At 53.2% G+C, this 21,407-nt stretch carries 19 protein-coding genes; 12 read left to right on the top strand and 7 right to left on the bottom strand.

Annotated elements, in window-relative coordinates; translation table 11 throughout:
* Positions 1-191 precede the first annotated feature (191 nt).
* From ACK4S7_RS04645 to ACK4S7_RS04635, 3 genes are all read left to right on the top strand, one after another.
* Positions 192-428, top strand: coding sequence for a hypothetical protein (locus tag ACK4S7_RS04645; RefSeq protein ID WP_409644821.1), 237 nt, complete (start codon positions 192-194; stop codon positions 426-428).
* 12 nt (positions 429-440) lie between these two features.
* Positions 441-992, top strand: a complete 552-nt coding sequence (locus ACK4S7_RS04640; RefSeq protein WP_409644820.1) for a heme NO-binding domain-containing protein — start codon at positions 441-443, stop codon at positions 990-992.
* A 104-nt stretch (positions 993-1,096) separates the two neighbouring features.
* Positions 1,097-2,545, top strand: a complete 1,449-nt coding sequence (locus ACK4S7_RS04635; RefSeq protein WP_409644819.1) for an ATP-binding protein — start codon at positions 1,097-1,099, stop codon at positions 2,543-2,545.
* Between the two features lie 15 nt (positions 2,546-2,560).
* On the opposite strand, the gene ACK4S7_RS04630 is transcribed toward ACK4S7_RS04635, so the two are convergent.
* Together ACK4S7_RS04630 and ACK4S7_RS04625 are read right to left on the bottom strand one after the other, a co-directional pair.
* Positions 2,561-3,433 (bottom strand): response regulator, encoded by an 873-nt coding sequence (locus ACK4S7_RS04630; RefSeq protein WP_409644818.1) that lies wholly within the window; start codon positions 3,431-3,433, stop codon positions 2,561-2,563.
* Between the two features lie 650 nt (positions 3,434-4,083).
* Entirely contained in the window at positions 4,084-4,257 is a 174-nt protein-coding gene (locus ACK4S7_RS04625; protein WP_409644817.1) for a Flp family type IVb pilin, read from the bottom strand.
* Between the two features lie 595 nt (positions 4,258-4,852).
* On the opposite strand from ACK4S7_RS04625, the gene ACK4S7_RS04620 reads away from it, so the two are divergent.
* Positions 4,853-5,035 carry a Flp family type IVb pilin gene (locus ACK4S7_RS04620; protein WP_409644816.1) on the top strand — a complete coding sequence of 61 codons (183 nt, stop codon included), beginning with the start codon at positions 4,853-4,855 and terminating at the stop codon, positions 5,033-5,035.
* A gap of 113 nt (positions 5,036-5,148) precedes the next feature.
* Here ACK4S7_RS04620 and ACK4S7_RS04615 read toward each other — a convergent pair whose 3' ends face one another.
* From ACK4S7_RS04615 to ACK4S7_RS04605, 3 genes are read right to left on the bottom strand one after another with little or no spacing between them, the layout of a single operon-like run.
* Entirely contained in the window at positions 5,149-6,651 is a 1,503-nt protein-coding gene (locus ACK4S7_RS04615) for a UxaA family hydrolase (protein ID WP_409644815.1), read from the bottom strand.
* 3 nt (positions 6,652-6,654) lie between these two features.
* On the bottom strand, positions 6,655-7,941 hold the full coding sequence (locus ACK4S7_RS04610; RefSeq protein WP_409644814.1) for an MFS transporter: 1,287 nt from the start codon (positions 7,939-7,941) through the stop codon (positions 6,655-6,657).
* A gap of 18 nt (positions 7,942-7,959) precedes the next feature.
* Complete coding sequence (locus ACK4S7_RS04605) at positions 7,960-8,748, bottom strand: 2-keto-4-pentenoate hydratase (protein ID WP_409644813.1); 789 nt, start codon at positions 8,746-8,748, stop codon at positions 7,960-7,962.
* Between the two features lie 149 nt (positions 8,749-8,897).
* Between ACK4S7_RS04605 and ACK4S7_RS04600 the strand changes: the two genes are divergently transcribed.
* From ACK4S7_RS04600 to ACK4S7_RS04580, 5 genes are all read left to right on the top strand, one after another.
* Entirely contained in the window at positions 8,898-9,950 is a 1,053-nt protein-coding gene (locus ACK4S7_RS04600) for a LacI family DNA-binding transcriptional regulator (protein WP_409644812.1), read from the top strand.
* Between the two features lie 75 nt (positions 9,951-10,025).
* On the top strand, positions 10,026-10,664 hold the full coding sequence (locus ACK4S7_RS04595; protein WP_409644811.1) for an RpiB/LacA/LacB family sugar-phosphate isomerase: 639 nt from the start codon (positions 10,026-10,028) through the stop codon (positions 10,662-10,664).
* Between the two features lies 1 nt (position 10,665).
* Positions 10,666-11,421: a 2-dehydro-3-deoxy-D-gluconate 5-dehydrogenase KduD gene (gene kduD / locus ACK4S7_RS04590; protein ID WP_409644810.1), complete on the top strand. Its 756-nt coding sequence runs from the start codon at positions 10,666-10,668 to the stop codon at positions 11,419-11,421.
* A 9-nt stretch (positions 11,422-11,430) separates the two neighbouring features.
* A complete protein-coding gene (locus ACK4S7_RS04585; protein WP_409644809.1) occupies positions 11,431-12,441 on the top strand; it encodes a PfkB family carbohydrate kinase in 1,011 nt (336 codons plus the stop codon).
* Positions 12,374-13,867, top strand: coding sequence for a carboxylesterase/lipase family protein (locus tag ACK4S7_RS04580; protein WP_409644807.1), 1,494 nt, complete (start codon positions 12,374-12,376; stop codon positions 13,865-13,867). Before ACK4S7_RS04585 ends, ACK4S7_RS04580 begins: the two co-directional genes overlap by 68 nt.
* Positions 13,868-13,871: 4 nt before the next feature.
* Here the strand turns inward: ACK4S7_RS04580 and ACK4S7_RS04575 are convergent, their stop codons facing one another.
* Positions 13,872-14,255, bottom strand: a complete 384-nt coding sequence (locus ACK4S7_RS04575) for a cupin domain-containing protein (protein ID WP_409644805.1) — start codon at positions 14,253-14,255, stop codon at positions 13,872-13,874.
* Between the two features lie 10 nt (positions 14,256-14,265).
* Positions 14,266-15,546, bottom strand: a complete 1,281-nt coding sequence (locus ACK4S7_RS04570; protein WP_409644828.1) for a polysaccharide lyase family 1 protein — start codon at positions 15,544-15,546, stop codon at positions 14,266-14,268.
* A 308-nt stretch (positions 15,547-15,854) separates the two neighbouring features.
* Between ACK4S7_RS04570 and ACK4S7_RS04565 the strand changes: the two genes are divergently transcribed.
* From ACK4S7_RS04565 to ACK4S7_RS04555, 3 genes are all read left to right on the top strand, one after another.
* Positions 15,855-18,722, top strand: coding sequence for a TonB-dependent receptor (locus tag ACK4S7_RS04565; RefSeq protein WP_409644803.1), 2,868 nt, complete (start codon positions 15,855-15,857; stop codon positions 18,720-18,722).
* A gap of 79 nt (positions 18,723-18,801) precedes the next feature.
* Positions 18,802-20,418, top strand: a complete 1,617-nt coding sequence (locus ACK4S7_RS04560; RefSeq protein WP_409644802.1) for a family 43 glycosylhydrolase — start codon at positions 18,802-18,804, stop codon at positions 20,416-20,418.
* Entirely contained in the window at positions 20,415-21,404 is a 990-nt protein-coding gene (locus ACK4S7_RS04555) for an alpha/beta hydrolase (protein ID WP_409644801.1), read from the top strand. The genes ACK4S7_RS04560 and ACK4S7_RS04555 overlap by 4 nt, the downstream gene beginning before the upstream one ends.
* Positions 21,405-21,407: the final 3 nt, after the last annotated feature.

Raw genomic sequence — 21,407 nt, 5'->3', positions numbered from 1 at the left:
TAGAATTACCTAGCGAAGATAGGTCTCGCAGATGATCTTGCCCATACTGCAAACTCGATGACGTTTTGAAAAAGACATGCCGTAACAGTTTTACATGTAGATCCATCTATAACTACACATCCAACTCGTTCTGAAAGTTCGGCAAATGATTTTTGCTTGACAATGATTGGCTAAACTCCGCAGAAAACGTCATGCTGACGCCTATTAAGGACCCCAAACCAACACTGCACGAAATGATACAACCGTTGAACATCATCGGGTTATCGTGCGGTGCCATACGTGCAAGATTTTCCGATCATTCGAGCGACGATGCGAAATATATTGTCGAGAAGATGGCGCGGATTGAAGAGCAGGTCATTCGTGCAACTGAACTTATAATGGAATCGAAACATAACAATGATGACGATCGGGCTGCCAGCTGCGATTAGCAGGAATTAAGCATGTATGGCATGATTCATCGCGCCATGAAGGACATGATTTCCGAACTATTAGGAAAAGAAGCCTGGTTTGCCTTAGAGAAAAAGCTGCAGATAGGGCCCGCTGAACTGCTGACCGGCATGGTTTACGAAGATGCGCTCACGCTTGATATCGTGGCAGAAGCTGCTGTCCGGCTTAATTTGACTGTGGACGAATGCCTGTTCGAATTCGGCAAATATTGGATCAGATACGCGGATAGGGGGTCGTTTTCTTCCATAATGGATTTTACGGGCCGCAATTTGCCCAATTTCATTAACAATCTTGACCACTTGCACCTTGCGGTGAGCGCCGCGATGCCGGGCACTCGGCTACCATCTTTTAGGACATTACAAAGTTCGAATGGACATCTGGAAGTAGAGTATCGCTCCGATCGCGTTGGTATGGAAAATTTTGTCTGTGGACTATTTCAGGGTCTGTTAGAACGTTTTTGCGTCGACGGGCAGGTCTTGATTGTCAGCCGGGGCGAAAAGTCGATCATCTTTGACATCCGATATCAGGACAGAGATAGCGCGTGAAATACAATTTGTCCGATGATCAGCTAGGTGAATTAATGCCTGCTTTTTTGCATGTTAATCGGGACCTAAGAATATCTGCAATGGGGCCCAGTCTGGCACGGCACGTGCCTGGTCTCCAAATTGGGATGCTGTGCGCTGATGTCTTAAAAATCGTGAATTATGACCTCACTTCATTCTTTAAAAACGAACGTGGTGTGAGGCCAATTCAGGTGGCGTTGCTTGGTAGCAATATACAGCTGTTTGGAAATGCGGTTTTTCATGACGATGGCTGTCTGTTCGCGGTCCGGTTTTCGCCTTCCGACGAAGTGTTTGCGGACAGCGCTCTGGACCTCGGCGATTTCTCCCATGCCGACCCTGTCATACTCAGTACAATGTCAATAACGATTCAACGTGCGATGTTAGAAGAGTCACAAAGCGCCGCACTTGAGTTAGCGGAAGAACGCCAGCGCGTCGAAAACTTGCTTGATCGCACCAGCCGCGTTGCGGGATATTTGGCCCATGATTTCAACAACATTCTTTCAATAATTGAACTGAATGCTGTTCGATTAACCCGCAATTTTGACAAAGATAGTGCGAAAATTGAGAATGTCGCAAACATTATCAAAGAAACGGCATCGCGTGGCTCGGAGATAACCAAATCCCTGATGACGCTGTCTCATCAGCAGACCGATACCGTCCAACCTATAGTGGTCGACGACCTTATTCGGGAAAATAATTCAATATTACATAGCGCCGTCGGCACTGGAATAGCACTAACCCTCGATTTGCAGGCGGAGCAGCGCAGGAGTGTCGTTAGTTATAATGGTTTGCTGAACGTTCTTATAAACCTGCTCATAAATGCGCGCGAAGCTATGCCGCATGGCGGGCACATCAGCCTGTCGACGAAGGTTAGACATGACGTTGTTCCGGACACTTTGCAGGTAACGCAGCGACGCGATTGCATAAGCATTTGTATTTCAGATAATGGGAAAGGCATGACGGAGGCATTGCTTTCGCGTGCGTTCGAACCGATGTTTTCATCTAAGCCCAATGGAACTGGACTCGGTCTTGCATCTGCCCGAAATTTTGCGGATGACGTTGGCGGCGATGTGACGATAGAGTCATCTCTCGGTAAGGGGACGACCGTAACGCTTCATTTGCCGGCCTTTGTGGAATCTACTTCTGAGATGCCTGCAAGATCGCGCACTGCAGTTAGCCATGAACAGAATCGGACCCGCAAGCAAAAGATACTGGTGGTTGAGGACGAGCCATACGCCTTGGCAGCGCTGGTCGAAATACTGGAAGCGGAAGATCACGATGTCACCCCTTGTGCCTCCAGCAAGGAGGCATTGCGCGCGCTGGAGCGCGGGAATTTTGATGTTCTGCTTACCGACATTGTAATGCCGGACGAAAACGGGGCGAAAATTGCACGGCTAGCCTGTGCCGCACAACCGTCAATTAAAGTCATCCTGATGAGTGGTTATGTTCCAGATACTGCAGAGTTACAGCCTGGGTGGATGTTCCTGAAAAAGCCATTGGACCGGACCAAATTGTTTCAGATACTTTTGGCGTAATATCAAGAAAATGGGTTATGAATTTAGATTGGTTGTCTGTTCTCGCGCGTGTAATTTCCAGCCCATTTCCAGGTAGCGCCGCATTGCTTCTAGCGCATCGGGTTGTAGCTTCAACATAGTGCGGCGCTTGTCCGATGGGTCTGTCCAGCTTTGCACGAGGCCTGCTGCCACAAGATTATTTACATGACGCATTGTGGTGCTAAGCGAAACCAGTAACGTCGCAGATACGCTAGATGCCTGAATTGCCTCACCACGCAGACTGGCCTCAGCAATATCCAGTAAGATTTCCCAAGATGGCCCCGACAGTGCGGTAGAATCAAAAAACTTTGATTTGTTATGTTGTAGCTTCAGCAGCATTTGCATGAATGATTGAAGCTCGGGTACGGTAGGGGTTGGCACTGCTTCGCCGCCGTCCTCACGCAAGAGCGACAAACTAAGCTGGTTCTTCAGCTCTGTGATTTGAAACCGGTTCGCCAGTGCAAGATGACGCGCTGATGCCTGCCGAAGCGTCGCAGCAAGGTCCTCCATCATTACAGGCTTGCAAAGAAAATCTGTCGCCTGCGACTGCATTGCTTTTGTTGCGATTTGTAAGCTTGAGTGGGCAGTTATAACAATGCTGACAATGGGCCTTGACGGCAAGAAGCGGTCAGCAATCTCTTGAAGAAGCGAAAGGCCGTCCATGCTCGGCATTTCGATATCAGTAATGACCACCCCTATGTCCGGCGACTCAGCTATTTGTTTGAGTGCGTCTGGCGCAGTGCCAGCACAGACAACTTTGTAACCCAAATTCGAGATCAAATCGCAATACTGATCCAAACACATTTGATCGTCATCTACAACAAGAACTGTATAAGCACTTTTGGGATCCTGAAAATCCGCACCTCCCATTTGTATCAAATCCCCCCGAATTGTTCTGGCGCTTATTGTATGCTTCACCCCCGTGTAGCATAATCTGGCTCTCTCCGCTGGGCTTTAATCCGAAGCAATCATCAAACAACCCCGTAATGCTACCACATCAAAACAAGTCACTGGATCGCATAGAATAAAAAATTCAGGTTGAATCAGGTAAGTTCAAGTTTTTCAAATCGATAGTCCGTGCATTTCTGTAGGTCGTTGATTTGAATTATTATTTAACATCAAAACGAAACTAATTTTCTATCATTTTGAAAGCGATCAGATGTACATCATTTCTAAGTCAGTCCGGGGCATGTGTTTTTGTGTTACCGACGATCATAAGTGAGGCCTGTGTAAGGATCCCGAAATAACGAATAACTGTGGTTCTCACACTTCCAAACGGGATGGGAGAGCGTCGGATATCTGCTCCATATCAATGACAGGGTTTTGGCGCTCCAAATTCGAAACCGATTAGCTTTGTTTGTGAACCAAATATCCGTGCATAGGTAGTCGGCAGCTTACAATGGTGGCATCCTGAGGGGCGTGCTTCAAACAACAATATAGGTGGAAATGTCGCGAGAGGAAAGGCGACGACCGTAATATAACATATACTGCCGCCGCGCCAATTCGCTACAGCTATAAGTCTATCTCGTAGCTCCTGAAATTGCGTCGTCTACTTTGTCGTACCTATCCTTCTGGTTAGATCCCAGATTAACAATACCGGCCATTGCCGCGATAACAATTAAAGCAGCGATCAAACCATATTCGATCGCTGTTGCTGCGGATTCATTTTTCCAAAACTTTTTAATAAATATCATGTTCTGTTCCAGTACATTACATTTAAAATTTATTTGGTTTTCTGGTCAAAACACATTTTGCTGGTAACTATTCGATATTAACAATGAGTTAAGCCAGAATAACCAGGAGATTGATAGAGATGCGACCATATTGCCGGCTAAGCGACGAACCACTGTGGCGCCTGCTTCACGCTGCGCCTTTAAGTCGGCGATTAACCCCCCGGATTGCGAGCAACGACGCAATCAAAGCGGGCCCTGCCAAACCAGTCCTAGAGTCAATCACCCATTAGACGAAGTGAAAATACTCCCAGAATAGAAGTATCTTCTTGCATTTTGGCAACGAAATGAGGTGCATCCAACACATGGTCCGATATCTGGAGCGCCACTGCTGCCTGACCTGCGCCGCTTGACGACCTGATCCGTTGAGCCGAGTCCGCAGTAGCAGGGGCGGTTCTGTGCAGTTTCACAGAGCCGTCCCGCGTGTGTTGATATTCAGGTGGCATGAATTGCATATTTCTTATGTTCGGCCTGCAATTTAACGTACGATACTAAAACTGGATTTATAAAATTTTCGACCGGAAGTAAAAATGTCGTTTTATTACTTCGGACGCGGGGGATGTATATTTTGATCACATTTATATTAACGTTTCTGGCAAATGAACGTGGCGCATCGGCGGCTGAATATGCTCTGATCCTAGCGGTCATTGGTAGTGGTGTTGCGGTATCGGTGTTAACACTCGGCGGCGCCATCGGCAGCGCTATCGAGCGCACCGCAATGACCATAAATTCAAGCCGCTAAGCTGGAAAAAACGCGGCGCATAGCTGGCTAAACGCCCTCTCAAAGCAGACACTTCATTGAATCTTTGTGTAGTTAGTTGAACCCGCTGCTGTGAGGTGCACATCGCAGAAGCTTCAGTAAACCGCGCCCGGTATCCAAGGTACGAGTTCGCTCTCACCCATGTTGAAGCTTTCTGATACCGTCTTTTGACCGGTCGCCGTTGCCAAAATCACTTGAAAAATTTCGGCGGCCATTTCCTGTGCGGAAACGCCATCCAGAATCCTGCTGCAATCCACGTCGATGTCATCGGCCATCGCTTTGGCGAGCGCTGCGTTGGAACCCAGCTTTATGGTCGGCGATGGAAGCGAACCGAATACGGAACCCCGACCCGTGGTGAACAATATCATGTTCGCCCCGGCGGCAATTTGTCCTGTCGCGGAGCAAGGGTCGTAGCCCGGGGAATCCATGAAGCTTAGACCGGGCGCAGTCACAAATTCTGCATAGTCGACGACAGCGTTCAACGGTGTTGAGCCGGCCTTTGCGACTGCCCCCAATGACTTTTCCAAAATTGTCGTAATGCCACCAGCTTTGTTACCAGGGGAGGGATTATTGTCGAGGCTAGCGCCTTCGCGCGCGGCGTATTCCTCCCACCATTTCAGGCGAGCAATAAGGTCCTCTGCAACTTGGGGCGATGCCGCCCGGCGCAGGAGCAGGTTTTCGGCACCATAAATCTCGGGCGTTTCGGACAATATGGCACGCCCACCCGCCGCAACCAGCATATCCACCGCGTCGCCTAATGCCGGGTTTGCGGTTAACGCCGAATAGCCGTCAGATGCACCGCACTGGAGCCCAAGTGTCAAATATTGCGCTGATACGGCTTCGCGCTGAAAATGATTAACGGCGGGCAGCATTGATTGGACAATCGCAATGCCCGCTTCAATTGCCGCCAACGTCCCGCCTGCTTCCTGAATACCCAAGGTCCGCAAATGGTCGGATTCCACCAAACCAGCCGAAGCAAGCAGCGGATCCAGCTGGTTTACTTCGCATCCAAGTCCGACAATCACCACAGCGCCAAAGTTCGGATGTGATGCATAGCCGGTCAGAGTCCGGCGCAAATTGTCCATCCCGCGCCCCGCCTTCGCCATACCGCAACCCGAAAGATGGTTGAACGCAACCACGCCATCAACATTGGGGAAGCCTGACAGTCGTTCAGGCGTAAAATGCGCCGCAATTCGTTTTGCTACGGTCGCCGAACAATTTACCGAGGTGAGGATGCCAATGTAATTGCGCGTGCCGACCCGACCATTTGAGCGGACAAAGCCGTCGAACGTGGCTGGGACGGGCGCTAAGTGGCGCAGATCGATACTAGTCTCTCCCACGATTTCGTCGCGTGAGAAATGCAGATTATGGCTATGCACATGCGAACCAGCGGCAATCGCTTGCGTAGCAACCCCTATGGGCTGCCCAAGCTTTATAACCCCTTCGCCGCATTTAATAGGCCGCAACGCGATCTTGTGGCCGGCCGATATTGCTTCGGCAACAACCCAGCCGTCGTGCAATTTTTCGCCTGCCGACAGATCAGCAATGGCCACCGCCACATTGTCAAGCGCATTGGCAATGATGAAGCGCGGAGGCATGGCTTAGACCGCTTCCACCTTTGCCAGCCTCGGCGACAACAAATGAATGGAGGCGACAGCTAGGAAATATACAGTTGTGCACATGGCAAATATGATAGTGTAATTGCCCTCGGTCGCATCCAGCACCAGTCCGGTCGACTTTGCCATGATCATGCCGCCAACGCCACCGGCAAAGCCGCCGAGGCCAATCACGCTACCGACAGCCCGTTTCGGGAACATGTCCGGCGGAATGGAAAGGAGGTTTGTCGAAAATGCCTGGTGCCCCGCCAGCGCGATGCCGATGAGAAGGACAGCCAGCCACATGTTGCTCACTCCTGTGACAAAAAGGAGAGGCAGAACACACAGCCCCGCGATAATCATAGTGATCTTGCGTGCGAAATTGGGTGTGCGGCCCTTTTGAATTAAACGCGACGACAACCAGCCGCCGGCAATGCTACCCACATCGGATAACAAGTACATCAGTATCATCGGCAACAGTACAACCTTTAGATCCACATTATAGGTCGAACTGAAATATTTCGGCAGCCAAAAAAGCATGAGAAACCAGACCGGGTCAGTGAGGAATTTTGCACTGGCGAAAGCCCATGCTTCGCGTTTCCGGACGATGCGGCTCCAGCCGATTTTTTCGATCTGCTCCGGCGGGTCATGCTCAATCCATTTCAGCTCGCCTTCACTGACTTTGCCACTTTCGCGGGGATTGCTGTAGAGCCAAAGCCACAGACCGAGCAGAACAACACCGAACGCGCCTGAATAAATAAATGTCTCACGCCATCCAAGGCCCAGCGCTTGCATGAACAGCCACAAAGTCGGCGCGGTCAGGATGACCCCGATCGTCGTGCCGGAATTGACCCAGCCGATTGCATAAGCGCGTTCTTTTTGTGGAAACCACTCGCTGCTTGCGCGGACCACGGCCGGGAAGTGACCCGCTTCGCCAACACCAAGTACAGCGCGTGCTGCCATGAAAGATGCAACAGATCCGCCGAAGCCATGGGCGACATGCCCGATCGTCCAAATCGTGATTGCAATGGAATAACCGATTTTCGGTCCAAATCTGTCTATGACATAGCCCATGAACAGAAATCCGAGGGCATAAGCCGCTTGGAAAGCCGTTACGATATTGCCGTAATCATCCTCATTCCAATTGAGTTCTTTTTGCAGGTTCGGCGCCAGAAGCCCGAGCATCGTGCGGTCAATGTAATTGACGGTTGTTGCAAAGAATAAAAGTGCGATGATGGCCCAGCGATATCTTCCGGTGCGCTCCGTTATGGTCGTGGTGGCCATGTTACTCATCCTCTCATTCCGTTAACTTTAGATAATCGGTGTCGCCTCTATCGTGCAATTTACCGAGAGTTTTGGACCAAAAAAGGCGCGGACGGATTGACCAGGGGTCACCTTATGCACGCCCGTAACCGCGCCAGAGGAAATCCATGTTCTAGCAGGGACAGGAATGCCGCGTGCGCCCAAATTGTTTAATAGAAAGCGTACCGAGCCGATGGGGCCATCCGGAAAGCTGTTTGCCGCGCCTTTGCCCACAACAGTGCCGTCAATTTCCAGGTCGACCGTCCAATCGGCAAAATTGCTGGACTGCCAATTTTCGATAGGCGCGCCAATGATTAGCCCATTATTGTTGCCAAAGTCGGATACGGTAACCGCTGGGCCCAACTCGTTAATTGTGGGCAGCGGGGAACTTGCTATTTCGATACCTACATGTACGGCCGCGATAAGGTCTTCGACCTCTTCAAGTGTGTAATCCTGTCTGCCAAGCGGCAAATCAGACGCAATATTTATCACAAATTCAGCTTCGGCAGCCCCAAAGCCTCCAACAAACACCTGTCCCGCCGCCAATTGGCCATCCGACAAAGTGGTCGCTTTGAAAATAGGGCCGGAAAGGCGGTTGGCGCCGAAGCTATCCGACAGAGGCGGGAAAATACGTCCGACTTTCCACCCGAGGACAGGCAGGGCGAACGCTGCGATCGCGGCATCTTGGACAGCATAAGCTGCCGCCAAAGTGTCAGGCACTGTGCCGGGATAATCGGCCAGATGCTGCCCCCGTTGCCGTGCTGCAACAAAATGGTTGGCGATTTCTGCTGCGGTCATTGACGCCGATCTTGCATGAATTGTCCATGCCTCCCCAAAAAAACTCTCGAATCTGCCGATATGGGAAACCGGTGTCATTTGCAAGGATGCGCCGATATTAGTGTGCAACTTTTACTGTCACCCAGCGTAATAATTGCTATGCAGCAGTTATGAGGGGCATTCCAAAATCGCGACCTGTCAAAGCTGCAAAGCCAACAATTAACGATATCGCGCGGCTTGCAGGGGTCTCCAAAAAGACAGTCAGCCGCGTGATCAACCGTTCCGGTTCGCTGAACGAAGACACACGCGAAAAAATCGAGGCCGTCATTCGCGAGACGGGATATGTGCCCAACCCCCAGGCACGCGCGCTTGCATTGGGCCGCAATTTTTTGATTGGCCTTGTGCACGACAACCCCAATGCGCAAATGATCCTGAATATGCAGCAAGGCATCTTGGAAGCACTGCGTGATACCGACTTTGAACTGGTCGTTCGCCCTGTCGACCGAGGTTCGCCGGAAATGTTAGACGACGTACGCAGCTTCCTTGTCCGCCAGCGCCTGTATGGCGTAATCCTCCTTCCACCGATTTCTGAAATGGATGCACTCGCGCGGCTGTGTGAGGAAGTGAATTGCAAATATGTGCGAATGGGCTCTTCCGTTTTGGACGATCCAGCCCACATGGTGGCATCGAATGATCGAGACGCCGTGATTGAGGCCACCCGCCATTTGATTGCGCAAGGGCACCGCCGCATCGGCCTGATTTCTGGTCCGCACGGATTTAACTCGGCGCAAGTCCGGCGTGACGGCTTCGAATTTGCACTGGCCGAGGCTGGTATCAAGTTGCCCCGCAGCCTGATCGCAGATGGGCAATACACTTTTGAATCCGGTATTGCGGCAGCCGAAAGCCTCTTTGATTTGCAGCCACGGCCAACCGCGATTTTTGCGTGCAACGACGAAATGGCTGCTGGTGTCTTATTTGCTGCACGGTCGCGCGGAATATCTGTGCCGGAGGAATTATCGATTATTGGTTTTGATGACACTCCTATCGCAGCGCGGGTTTGGCCGCCGTTGACCACGGTGCGATGGCCAATTGTCGCTATGGGGCGCTCGGCCGCATTGAAGATCATCGGAGACGCGACTTGTGTGTCGCCAGAGGATCAGGAACCGTCAACATTCGTATCGACGCTCGTCCGGCGTGGCTCAGTTGCTCCCCCCATGAAATGATCGTCTTGCACTTGTGAATGACACCGGTTACCTTCGGGGCAGTAGATTCATCGAATTTGATGCGAAAGGGTATTTATGAAAATCGCGCTGATCACGGAAAACAGCCAAGCGGCCAAGAATAATGTCATCAACGAAGCGCTGACCGCTGTGGCGGAGCCGCTGGGCCATCAGGTTTTCAATTATGGTATGTATACGGCCGAAGATAATGCGTCGCTCACCTACATCATGAACGGTTTGCTCGCCGGAATTTTGCTAAATTCCAAAGCAGCGGATTTTGTTGTGACAGGCTGCGGCACGGGCATGGGTTCAATGCTCGCTTGTAACGCGATGCCTGGCGTGTTTTGCGGTCTCGTCATTGACCCTACCGACGCGTTCTTGTTTGGTCAGATAAACGACGGCAATGCAATTTCGATGCCCTATGCCAAGGGATTTGGCTGGGCCGCAGAACTTAACCTGCAGGACGTGTACCGCAAGCTATTCGAAGGCGAGCGTGGCCTTGGATATCCAAAAGAGCGTGCGGAAATCATGCGCAAGAATCGCGGCATTTTGAAAGATTTGAAGGCCGCCACCTGCCACGACATGCTAACGGTCCTCAAGACAGTCGACCAGGACTTGCTAAAAGCAGCCATTGCCGGTGACCGCTTTACCGATTATTTCTATGCTAATTCGCAAGACGAAGAAATTTCGGCCTATTTGCAGAGCTTGGCTGCCTGAAATGATCGCTCCATTTGACCTTTCCGGCAAGACCGCGCTCGTGACTGGAGCCAATACAGGCATCGGGCAAGCTATTGCGGTGGCACTGTCGCAGGCAGGAGCGGACCTCGCTGTGGTCGGTCGTTCCGCGCCGACGGAGACACTTGCCCTCATAGAAGCAAACGGCCGCAAGGCGGTTAACATCAGTGCGGACCTGTCCTCCATTGCACCCGTTGCACGTGTGGTGGAGGAGGCCAATTCCGCCTTGGGTCGAATTGACATATTGGTGAATAATGCCGGGATAATTCGCCGCAACGACGCAGTGGATTTTACGGAAGAAGATTGGGATGCGGTTATCGACACCAATCTCAAAACCTTGTTCTTTCTGTCGCAAGCTGTGGCCAAGGACATGATTGCACGCGGTTCTGGCAAGATTATTAATATCGCCTCAATGTTGACTTTTCAGGGTGGCATTCGGGTGCCAAGCTACACGGCGTCAAAATCGGGCGTTGGCGGTCTGACCAAGGCGATGGCGAACGAGTGGGCGGCAAAGGGCATCAATGTGAACGCCATTGCGCCGGGCTACATCGAAACCAACAATACAGCAGCGCTGCAAGCAGACGGCAACCGCAACCGGCAAATCGTGGATCGCATTCCCGCTGGTCGCTGGGGAAAGGCTGAAGACATCGGCGGCGCTGCGGTATTTCTCGCATCTTCCGCCGCCGATTATGTCAATGGTCATATTCTGGCTGTCGACGGCGGCTGGCTGGCGCGCTAGCACCTGGTCATGGCAAAGCAGATCGTCTTCTTTGGGGAATTGCTCATCAGGCTAACTGCCCCGGGGCGCGAGATATTAATGCAATCGCCCGGTTTTAATGTACATGTGGGTGGCGCCGAGGCGAATGTCGCTGTTGGCCTTGCCCATTTGGGCCATGATACGGCGATGGTGAGTGCCATTCCCGACAATGCGCTCGGTCGTGGGGCGGTCTCTGCCATCCGCGCTCATAACGTAGACTGCACAAACGTCCAGACATGTGATGGTCGCATGGGACTATATTTTCTGGCGCAAGGCGCTGGCCTGCGCGCATCCGAAATTGTTTACGACCGTTTGGGATCAAGCTTCGCGCGGACAAAAGCGGAGGATTTCGACTGGGATGCATTGCTCGCCAATGCCGGAATGTTGCATTTATCAGGGATCACGCCGGCTCTTGGCCCCCAATCGGCGAAGGCTGCACTGGCGGCTGCAAAGACGGCAGCGCGGTTGGGCGTACCAATCTCCTTCGACGGGAATTACCGCGCCCTGCTGTGGGAAAGATGGGACAGCAATCCACGCGCCATTTTAAGCGAGCTGATCGGTTTGGCTGACATATTGTTCGGAAACCACCGCGACATATCGTTGGTTTTGGGAAAGGATTTTTCCGGCGACGGTGCTGACCGTCGGCGCGAAGCGGCGCTCGCAGCATTTGGGGCGTTTCCCGCGCTGAAATTGATTGCGTCAACGGCACGCCATCTAGTGAGTGCCGATTATCACCAATTGTCGGCACGTGTCGATATGAGAGACAGCTTTGCCCAGACTGCAGACGTCGATGTGACAGGTATTATCGACCGTATTGGCGCAGGTGATGCCTTTGCGGCTGGCGTACTGCACGCGCATTTTGCCGGCGGCGATGCCGAACTAATGGCAAATACGGGCCTTGCTCTTACAAGTTTGAAACACTCCTTGCCGGGTGATGCGAGCTTATTTGGTCAGGCTGATATCGACGCCTTTGTGGACGGCAATCTTGACGTCCGGCGGTAACCTGCTCAGCCGCCGTGCTGTCATGGGCAGCGCGTTGGCTTTAGCGGCGGTGCCTGCTTATGCTACCAAGCCGCGCAATAATTTGCGCATATTGAAGGGTATTCAATATGGAACCGCGGAACGTTTCCGCGCTCCACGCGCTGTGCCGTTTGACGCAAAAAGATTGGAAAAGTTTATTGGGTTCGGGCCTGCATGCCCACAACCCGGCGGTCGCTATCTTCCTGCCAGCGAGGACTGTCTCTACCTCAACCTTTGGGCACCCAAGGCAGAGACGTCAAAGCCGCGTCCTGTGATGGTCTACTTCCACGGGGGGGCTTATTCGACCGGCAGCGTGAGTGATCCACTGAACGATGGTGCGGCATTGGCCCAGCGCGGCGATGTGGTCGTGCTGACCGTCAACCACCGGTTAAATGCCTTCGGCTATCTGTATTTGCCTGAGCAATTTCCGGACAGCGGTAATACCGGTCAGCTTGATCTCATCCTTGCATTGCAATGGGTTCAGGCAAATATCTCGGCCTTCGGCGGCGATCGGGACAATGTGACGGTATTTGGTCAGTCAGGCGGTGGCGCGAAGATCGCGACACTGATGGCAATGCCAGCGGCCAAAGGACTGTTCCACAAAGCAATAACGATGAGCGGGCAACAAGTGACGGCATCCGGACCCCTAAACGCTGCGCGGCGTACGCAAGCGCTGCTTTCGCGCTTAGAGGGTGCCGACCCAGCGACGGTCTCACAAGCGGAGTTGGTTGCGGCGCTGTCGGCACAAGATCCGATTCTTGGCGGCGGGGTTTATATGGGCCCAGTGCTGGATATGCGAAATCTACACCGGCACCCCTTTTGGCCGGACGCCGCGCCTCAGTCGCTCCATTTACCGATGATGATGGGCAATACGGTGCTGGAAACGCGGGCATTCTATGCCCCCAATGCCAAACAATTGGCCGGTCTCGACTTTAGCAATCTGGCACAGCGCATTGCACCGGAAATGCGGATTGATGCCCATCCTGATTGGGTCGTGCAGGAATTCAGATCGAAATATCCGGAAGCGCCGCCGCTTGAACTATTCCACCGTATTGTCACCACAGCGCGCAGTTGGCGGGGCCAAGTCATTCAGGCAGAAGCGCGCGCGCATGCAGGCGCGCCGGCATTTGTATATCAACTGGATTTTGAGCAAGCCAAGCATACCGACGATATCGGTCTTTCGTTCGGCACTGTGCCTTATGCAACCGCCGCGCAACGCATCATGAGCTTGCGTGTGATGGATGCGTTCGTCCGTTTTGCCCGTACAGGCAATCCGGGCTGGCAGCCTTATAGTCTCGATAAGAGAGAGACGATGATCTTCGACAATGAAAGCCGTGTCGTTGACAACCCACGTGCCTGGGAGCGCGAGTTATTTGCGCGCATCCCTTATATTCAGCCTGGAACCTGATCCGCTATTTCGGCTGAACCGGATAGCTGATGATGAGACTAAGAGGCTTGCGGCCAACTTGTCTAATCCCGACCACCGCTCCGTCATATAAATAGGCGGCCATGCCGGGACGCAGCCGACGAGAAACGCCGTCAGAGGTCACCTCGCCTTCGCCGGACAACACATAATACACCTCGTCATGGGCGATGGGATGAAGCCCAATAGCAGCACCTTTATGCAACATGCGCTTGCGGAATTCCATCGTCCGTGGCTGTGGCACCACATCACTGATCCGATAAGCTGTGCTCATACCGATGGCGCCATGTGGAGGCGCCTCCTCACGGACAACGTCCCTTTCGTCAATTACAACCATTGGCGGCGCGGCGAGCATAAGAAGCAGAGAAATCATGAGGATTTACTCACTGCCGCATGGCACGGTCACGTGCAGACATTGTTTCTTGTATTGGTGCCTTTTGGCCGGGATAGAGGCCAGATTTCGGTTCCATGGTTTCGAGGTTCCAATCAGATTCGACAAAGGGCGCCGACGTCGGTTTGGGTGACGGATAAGCGCTGACCTCCGTCTCATCATCAATGATTTTTCCCCGACCTTCGGCAATGAAAAACAATACGCGGATATCGTCTGCGTCACGGTCCCACGGGCGGGCACCGGAGTTAGCCAGGACGTGCGTCTCAACGTCTTTTGATGGCAGAACTGCTATGCCACTAGGCCAGATGGTTGGCTTTTTGATTTCGATGAGGCGCGCGCGAGTTTCCCCGTAGCGGCCAAACATGGGTAGCGGCTTGCCAAATTTGTCGACGGCGATGTTATCGCGGCCGTGGTAGCGCAAATCGCCGTCGCCGCCGAGCATCAGAAATGGCAAACCCTCGTCTGTCGATGGGCCACCGCGCATCACGTTTCCAACGGCGGTCATTTCCCCAGTCACATATGGCTGACCAGCCCATTCAAGCGCCATCAAGTTATAATGCATAGCTCGCTTGCCGGGGTCGTAAATCAGGTTGTTAATCATCGCTGCCTGCGCACCACCCTTAATCAGCGGGCTGCGCTCGACATTATGCGCCCAAATATTGCGGTAAAATAATATTCCGGTCGCGTTATCATGGATCAGCGACCCTTTGCTATGCTCGCCTTTCGGGTGACTGGTATCTGCAAGCCCTTCGCCAGCAAGATTGTATGAAAAGGTAATGTTGCGGCTTGTGCCGTCACGCCATTCTGCAAGCGTTTTTCCCGTGAAACGCGGGCCACTGGCCGACATATTCTCATCAATGCCCCAAGTCAGGCTACAATGGTCAATAATGACGTTGCGGGCGGCGACTGTCGACAGCGAATCCGCTTCCCAACCGCTGCGTTTGGCCTGACCATCCGCGCCGGTTTTTACCCTGATGTGGCGAATAATTACGTCGTGCCCGCGAACGTCAATGCCACCTTTGATAATCGTAATGCCGGGCGATGGCGCGGTTTGGCCAGCAATGGTAAGAAATGGTTCCTTTATTTCGAGCGACGTGCGTTTGAGGTCAATTACGCCACCCACCTCGAAAACCACGATACGTGGCCCTTTTGTGTCAATCGCTGCCTTTAAGGTGCCCGGACCTTCCGCCGCCAGACTGGTAACGCGGATTATTTTTCCCCCACGGCCCCCAACTGTTTCTTTTGCCCAACCTACCGCGCCGGGAAAGGCCATCGGTTGGGCTGCCGCAGGGAGAGCTGAACAAGTGAGACTTAAAAACCACAATATCCGAATAAGCATTTCGATCTCCTTGGAAGCCATCTTGACATGAAGCGAAGTTAGCATCAATGTCTAAATGACACCGGTTACCTTAACCGACTGGAATTAAATTTTAGAGCACTGCCAAGGTGCCAAATTATCACTAATATGGGCAAAATGCGCAAGAATGCGTGCCCAAAACGGGGAGGATGCGCTGGTTTCCACCGCATCGCGAATCAAAAGACACCGGTATCAATTCCGGAAAAATGCGAAGGGAAGAGGAAATGATTAAGTCTGGATCTCGCGGGTTTAACAGGTCTGCAGCGAAATTTCTGTCGGCAGTCTCGCTCAGCGTACTGGCAATTGGAACGGCGCACGCGCAAAGCACAGCGGGCCAAGACGCCGCCGTTGAAGAAGTGCCTGCTAACGAGGGTGATGCTATCGTAGTGACCGGGTTCCGCGCTTCGTTGCAAGCTGCGTTGAACCTTAAGCGCGACTCTGTAGCAGCGGTGGATGCGATCGTCGCTGAGGATATCGCAAAGTTTCCCGACCAGAATCTGGCGGAGTCGCTTCAGCGTATTCCAGGGATTTCCATAACTCGGGACGGCGGTGAAGGCCGGTCGATCACCGTTCGTGGACTTTCGTCGCAGTTTACACGCGTGCGTGTCAACGGCATGGAAACGATCGCCACGTCGACCGATGGCGCAGCAGCCAACCGTGATCGCGCATTCGATTTCAATGTATTTGCATCCGAACTTTTTAGCAGTCTTGTGGTCCGCAAGACAGCGGAAGCATCACTTGACGAAGGTTCGCTGGGTGCCGTCGTTGACCTGAATACCGGCAATCCTTTAGCTGGCCGTTCAGGATTGAATGGCGCCATGTCGGTGGTCGGATCCTATAATGATCTGTCCAAGGACTTGGGCCCGCGTTTGGCTGGCTTACTGAGCTGGCGCAACGATGCGGGAACATTCGGAGCCTCAGTCTCCGCTGCCTATTCAAAAACAAGTACGCTTGAGCTTGGTAATAACACTGTACGTTGGGCACAGGCGCGCTTTGACAATGTCGGCGGCGTCAATTGCTTCACCACAGCCAATAGCGGTGGAACGTATGTCCCCAGCGCAGGATGCGATAGAGCTGCGCTCGCGTTCCACCCGCGGATCCCTCGCTACGGCGAGGTTGCCCATGATCGTGAGCGCTTGGGCGTAACTGGCTCGGTCCAATTTTCGCCAACTGACGCCACGAAGTTTTCGATCGACGCACTTTATTCGAAATATGACGCTTCGCGCCGGGAGCAGTGGGGAGAAGTATTGCTGCGTTCAAACGAGCGCTCGATTAACGTCTTAAACCCCGTTTATGACGCCAACAACAATATGATCTCTGCCACGCTGAATGATGCGTGGGTTCGCACCGAGCATTACCTTCGCAAGTCGCAGACTGAGTTCTACCAAGTTGGAGGAACCTGGGATCAGGACATTGGCGACAATTTCCGTTTCACAGCGCTTGGTGGCGTCTCCAAGTCCACTGCTGGCATTCCTGTCGAAACCACCGTCATTTTCGATGACCGTGACGCACAAGGTTACAGCTATGATTACACCAACATGAGCTTTCCAAAGCTGACTTTTGGAACCAGCGTCACGGATCCTGCAAACTTCCAACTTGCTGAAATTCGTGACCGGCCTTCGAATGTGACCAATCGGTTCAAGACTGCACAGATACGCACCGAGTGGGACGTTAACGAGGGTATCACCTTGAAAGCCGGTGCCGTTTGGCGGCGGTTTAACTTTGATACCGAGGCATATACCCGCGATACAGCGGTATGCGGCAATGGCGGCACAAGCATTGTCGCTAGCACATCCGGTACAATTGCCTGTTCGCCAAGCAGCCTGTTCGGCCCCACTGCTGTCTATGGCTTCGCTGTGACCCCTGCGCTGTCGCAAATTTTTAATCTGGGCAAAGCAGGTCAGCCAGCGGGCAACACCAACAGCTGGATTGTTCCGAATTTGGACGCAACCACTGCATTCACCGGTCTCTACAGCCGGACTGCCAGAGATGACGTCGGCAACATCCGTGGCGTTCAGGAAACGACCAAAGGTGCCTATTTGCAAGCAGATGCCAAGGGTGATGTCTTCGGACTTGAATATGCCCTTAATGCCGGCATCCGTTATGCAAAAACGGACCAATCCTCTTACGGGCTTGTCAGCGGCGTAACCGCGACTGTAACCCGTAGCTATGAAGACTGGTTGCCTTCGGCGAACCTGGCTTTGTACCCGACAGAAAGCACGATTGTGCGCCTTGCGGTTGCAGATGTGATGACCCGCCCAACACTGGGTTCGTTGACCCCGGGTGGCTCGGCAGATGGTTTCAATTATCGCGTAACCAGCGGCAACCCGTTCCTTGAGCCATATCGGGCGACAAACTATGACCTGTCGCTTGAGTGGTATTTCGCACCTCAGGCTGTGTTGTCGGTCGCATTGTTCAAAAAGGACGTAAGCACCTTCACGCAATCCGCGTCGATTACCGGTGCCACATTTGCGCAAACCGGCCTGCCGGCTTCGGTGCTCAGCCCCGCATCACCAGCAGCTCTCAACCCAGCACAGCAGCTTGAACCACGGTGGACATTGTCCACCACGGTCAATGGCTCGGGGGCAAAGTTGAAGGGCATCGAACTGGCAGCCCAAATCCCGTTCAGCGCATTCACGGATGGGCTGCTCTCGCACTTTGGCATCCTCGCAAATGCTACGTTCATTGACTCGAATGCGAGCTTCAATGTCCAGGGTCCTGCGATTGCTCCCGGAGGTGCCTTGCAGAATAAAGTCATCACCAACACGCTGGGTAATGTAACCAAAAAGGCATTTAACGGCACACTCTATTATGATGACGGAAAGTTCAGCGCCCGCGGGATGCTCAGCTATCGTGGCCGCTATCATGAAGGCGCAAGCGGCACTGGCAACATTTTGGAAGGTTATGGCGCAACCACCAACTTTGACGCCTCTGTCCGTTACAAGTTCACTGAATGGTTGGAAGTATCTGTAGAAGGTAACAATTTGCTCGACACATACCGATACAGGTTCACTGACTTTGACGCTGACCGCAATTACGAGAACAACCATTTTGGTCGCACGATCCTGTTTGGTGCGCGCTTCAAAATCTGATCTGCAATTGTCTAAAGGTTAAAAGGGGGACTGGTCATCGGATAAAGTGGCCAGTCCTTTTTCATGTGAGGGTATTGATATGGAATTGGACCGCCGGACCAGCCTAGCCTTGATTGGGAGCTTACCCCTGATATCCAGTCCAGCTTTCGGACAGGGGGCGGCTGCGACCTCAAGCCTCGACCCACATGCCGCGATGGAATGGGCCAAAGGTATTGAGGGGCAGCGCAAAGCCGACCTTGGCAATGGTAGTTTCCTCAATCCCATATTTGCTGGCGACCATCCGGACCCGGCATTGTTGCGGGATGGCGATGACTATTATCTCACCTTTTCCAGTTTCGATGCCTATCCCGGCATTGTGATTTGGCACAGCCGTGACCTTGTGAACTGGCAGCCTGTCACTGCTACGTTAAAGACGCCCATTGGTTCGGTTTGGGCACCGGACCTGGCCAAGCATAAACGCCGATATTATTGCTACATCCCTGCACGCACCCCGCAGAAAAAGTCGATATATGTCATCTTTGCCGACGACATCCGTGGACCATGGAGCGAACCAGTTGATCTGAATTTGCCAGAGCATATCGATCCGGCACATGTCACCGACGACAAAGGCCAGCGTTGGCTGTTTCTTTCGGGCGGAGACCGTGTTCGGCTTTCGGCTGATGGATTGTCGACCGTTGGCAAGGTGGAGCATGTCTACGATCCGTGGAAATATCCTGAAGAATGGGTTGTCGAAACCTTCGCGCCTGAAGGTCCCAAAATCGTTAAGCGGGGTGACTATTATTATATGACGACGGCAGTAGGCGGAACGGCTGGTCCACCGACTGGGCATATGGTCATTATGGCACGTAGCCGGTCATTGGGCGGGCCGTGGGAAGATTGTCCGCGCAATCCTTTAATTCGTACACAATCCGCGCGCGAAAAATGGTGGTCCCGCGGTCATGCCACACTGTTTGAAGGCCCCGACGGTGGCTGGTGGATGATGTATCACGGCTACGAAAATGGCTATTGGACACTTGGGCGACAGGCATTGCTGGAGCCTGTGCAATGGGCTGAAGACGGCTGGCCGAGACCTTTGGGCGGGGATTTGTCGCTCCCAATCAGAAAGCCAATTGATGCCGTTCAACAACAACATGGAATGGCATTGTCGGATGATTTCCAGACCGACCGCATGGGTACAGCCTGGGCATTTTATGACCCTGCCCCCGACGAAGTGTCGCGCCTGCGGCGTCTGGACGGAACCTTACATATGGAAGCAAAGGGCAAAAGCCCTTCTGATTGTGCGCCCTTATGCTGCATTGCTGGCGACCACGCCTATCGCGTGACGGTCGATATTAATGTCGATGACGGCGCAGAAGCAGGCTTGCTGTTATTCTATAACCGCCGCCTTTACGCGGGGCTTGGTTTCGGGAACGGAGCGCTGATGATGCACCGTTACGGCTTGCAAAGATCGCGTGGCGCCGATTCGTCAAAGGACAATGCAGGCAGCCTGTCGATCCGGCTGACCAATGACCGCAATATCCTCACGATACACACGAGCAATGACGGTCGGCAGACGTGGCGCAAGTTCGATGTCCAGATGGAAGTTTCCGGCTACCACCACAATGTTGCCTACGACTTCCTGTCCTTGCGTCCGGCGCTTTATGCCGCAGGGCGGGGGCAAGCTCGCTTCCGCAATTTCACCTACGAGGCCTTATGACATTTGATCGGCGCACATTAATGGCAATGGCGGCAGCCAGCGTCGCGGGATCCGCTTTTGGACAAACGCCCCCTCCCGGGACAAAGTTGGCACTGCCAGCGGGCTTATACCAGCCAACGGAAACAATCGACCTTTGGCCGGATGGCGCCCCGGGTGCGCCAGCGGTGCCGCTCGTGGAGACAGTCAATGAGCGGTCCACCGATGCGCAACTTACCGACCGGGCGGTTTTCGGCATCAGCCGTCCTCGCATGGTCGTGTTTCGGCCCGCCCAATCTAACGGCGCTGCGGTCCTTATAACGCCCGGCGGTGGGTATCGCTGGGTCGTAATCGATAAAGAAGGGTATGAAATGGGCCGCTGGCTTGCGGCGCGGGGTTATACGGTCTTTGTCTTGTTCTATCGCTTGCCCGGCGAGGGTTGGGCCGCTGGACCGGATGTTGGTCTGTCGGATGCCCAAAGGGCTATGCGCATTATCCGGTCGCGTGCGGCGACTTATGGCATTGACCCGGGAAAGGTTGGCGTGATGGGGTTTTCCGCAGGCGGCCATTTATGCGCAGACCTTGCAACAAGGTTCGCCGTTCAAACCTACAAGCCATTAGACGAAGCTGACAAATTATCGGCGCGCCCGATGATTGCAGCGCCCGTTTACCCCGTGATTTCCATGCGCACGCCCAATGCACATCCAGGAAGCCGGGAAAAGCTGCTGGGCCCTACGCCTTCGGTCATAGAGGAACAGAAACATAGCCCGCATCTCAACGTGCCGGACAATGCACCACCATTTTTTGTGTTGCATGCTGAGGATGACGACGTCGTTCCGGTCGACAACGCCCTGCTGTTGCGGGCCGCGATCCGCGCCCGAAACATCGTGGTGGAAACGCATATCTTTGCACATGGCGGCCACGGCTTTGGCTTGCGCAAGGCGATCGGCAAGCCTGCCGAGGCTTGGCCGGAACTTTTCCTGAACTTTGCCCGCACCCAAGGATTTTAAAAC

The organism is Sphingorhabdus sp., from assembly GCF_046292425.1.
Classification (GTDB): Bacteria; Pseudomonadota; Alphaproteobacteria; order Sphingomonadales; family Sphingomonadaceae; genus Sphingorhabdus_B.
This window is presented reverse-complemented; position numbering and strand designations above follow the sequence as displayed.

What these genes read in the sequence shown, in the direction of transcription:
- ACK4S7_RS04570 (WP_409644828.1), bottom strand. Translation starts at nt 15,546, where the DNA reads ATGGCCTTTCCCGGCGCGGTAGGTTGGGCAAAAGAAACAGTTGGGGGC.
- ACK4S7_RS04555 (WP_409644801.1), top strand. Translation starts at nt 20,415, where the DNA reads ATGACATTTGATCGGCGCACATTAATGGCAATGGCGGCAGCCAGCGTC.
- ACK4S7_RS04605 (WP_409644813.1), bottom strand. Translation starts at nt 8,748, where the DNA reads ATGACCGCAGCAGAAATCGCCAACCATTTTGTTGCAGCACGGCAACGG.
- ACK4S7_RS04600 (WP_409644812.1), top strand. Translation starts at nt 8,898, where the DNA reads ATGAGGGGCATTCCAAAATCGCGACCTGTCAAAGCTGCAAAGCCAACA.
- ACK4S7_RS04625 (WP_409644817.1), bottom strand. Translation starts at nt 4,257, where the DNA reads ATGATATTTATTAAAAAGTTTTGGAAAAATGAATCCGCAGCAACAGCG.
- ACK4S7_RS04585 (WP_409644809.1), top strand. Translation starts at nt 11,431, where the DNA reads ATGGCAAAGCAGATCGTCTTCTTTGGGGAATTGCTCATCAGGCTAACT.
- ACK4S7_RS04615 (WP_409644815.1), bottom strand. Translation starts at nt 6,651, where the DNA reads ATGCCTCCGCGCTTCATCATTGCCAATGCGCTTGACAATGTGGCGGTG.
- ACK4S7_RS04640 (WP_409644820.1), top strand. Translation starts at nt 441, where the DNA reads ATGTATGGCATGATTCATCGCGCCATGAAGGACATGATTTCCGAACTA.
- kduD (WP_409644810.1), top strand. Translation starts at nt 10,666, where the DNA reads ATGATCGCTCCATTTGACCTTTCCGGCAAGACCGCGCTCGTGACTGGA.
- ACK4S7_RS04560 (WP_409644802.1), top strand. Translation starts at nt 18,802, where the DNA reads ATGGAATTGGACCGCCGGACCAGCCTAGCCTTGATTGGGAGCTTACCC.
- ACK4S7_RS04610 (WP_409644814.1), bottom strand. Translation starts at nt 7,941, where the DNA reads ATGAGTAACATGGCCACCACGACCATAACGGAGCGCACCGGAAGATAT.
- ACK4S7_RS04595 (WP_409644811.1), top strand. Translation starts at nt 10,026, where the DNA reads ATGAAAATCGCGCTGATCACGGAAAACAGCCAAGCGGCCAAGAATAAT.
- ACK4S7_RS04630 (WP_409644818.1), bottom strand. Translation starts at nt 3,433, where the DNA reads ATGGGAGGTGCGGATTTTCAGGATCCCAAAAGTGCTTATACAGTTCTT.
- ACK4S7_RS04645 (WP_409644821.1), top strand. Translation starts at nt 192, where the DNA reads ATGCTGACGCCTATTAAGGACCCCAAACCAACACTGCACGAAATGATA.
- ACK4S7_RS04575 (WP_409644805.1), bottom strand. Translation starts at nt 14,255, where the DNA reads ATGATTTCTCTGCTTCTTATGCTCGCCGCGCCGCCAATGGTTGTAATT.
- ACK4S7_RS04565 (WP_409644803.1), top strand. Translation starts at nt 15,855, where the DNA reads ATGATTAAGTCTGGATCTCGCGGGTTTAACAGGTCTGCAGCGAAATTT.
- ACK4S7_RS04620 (WP_409644816.1), top strand. Translation starts at nt 4,853, where the DNA reads ATGTATATTTTGATCACATTTATATTAACGTTTCTGGCAAATGAACGT.
- ACK4S7_RS04580 (WP_409644807.1), top strand. Translation starts at nt 12,374, where the DNA reads ATGCGAGCTTATTTGGTCAGGCTGATATCGACGCCTTTGTGGACGGCA.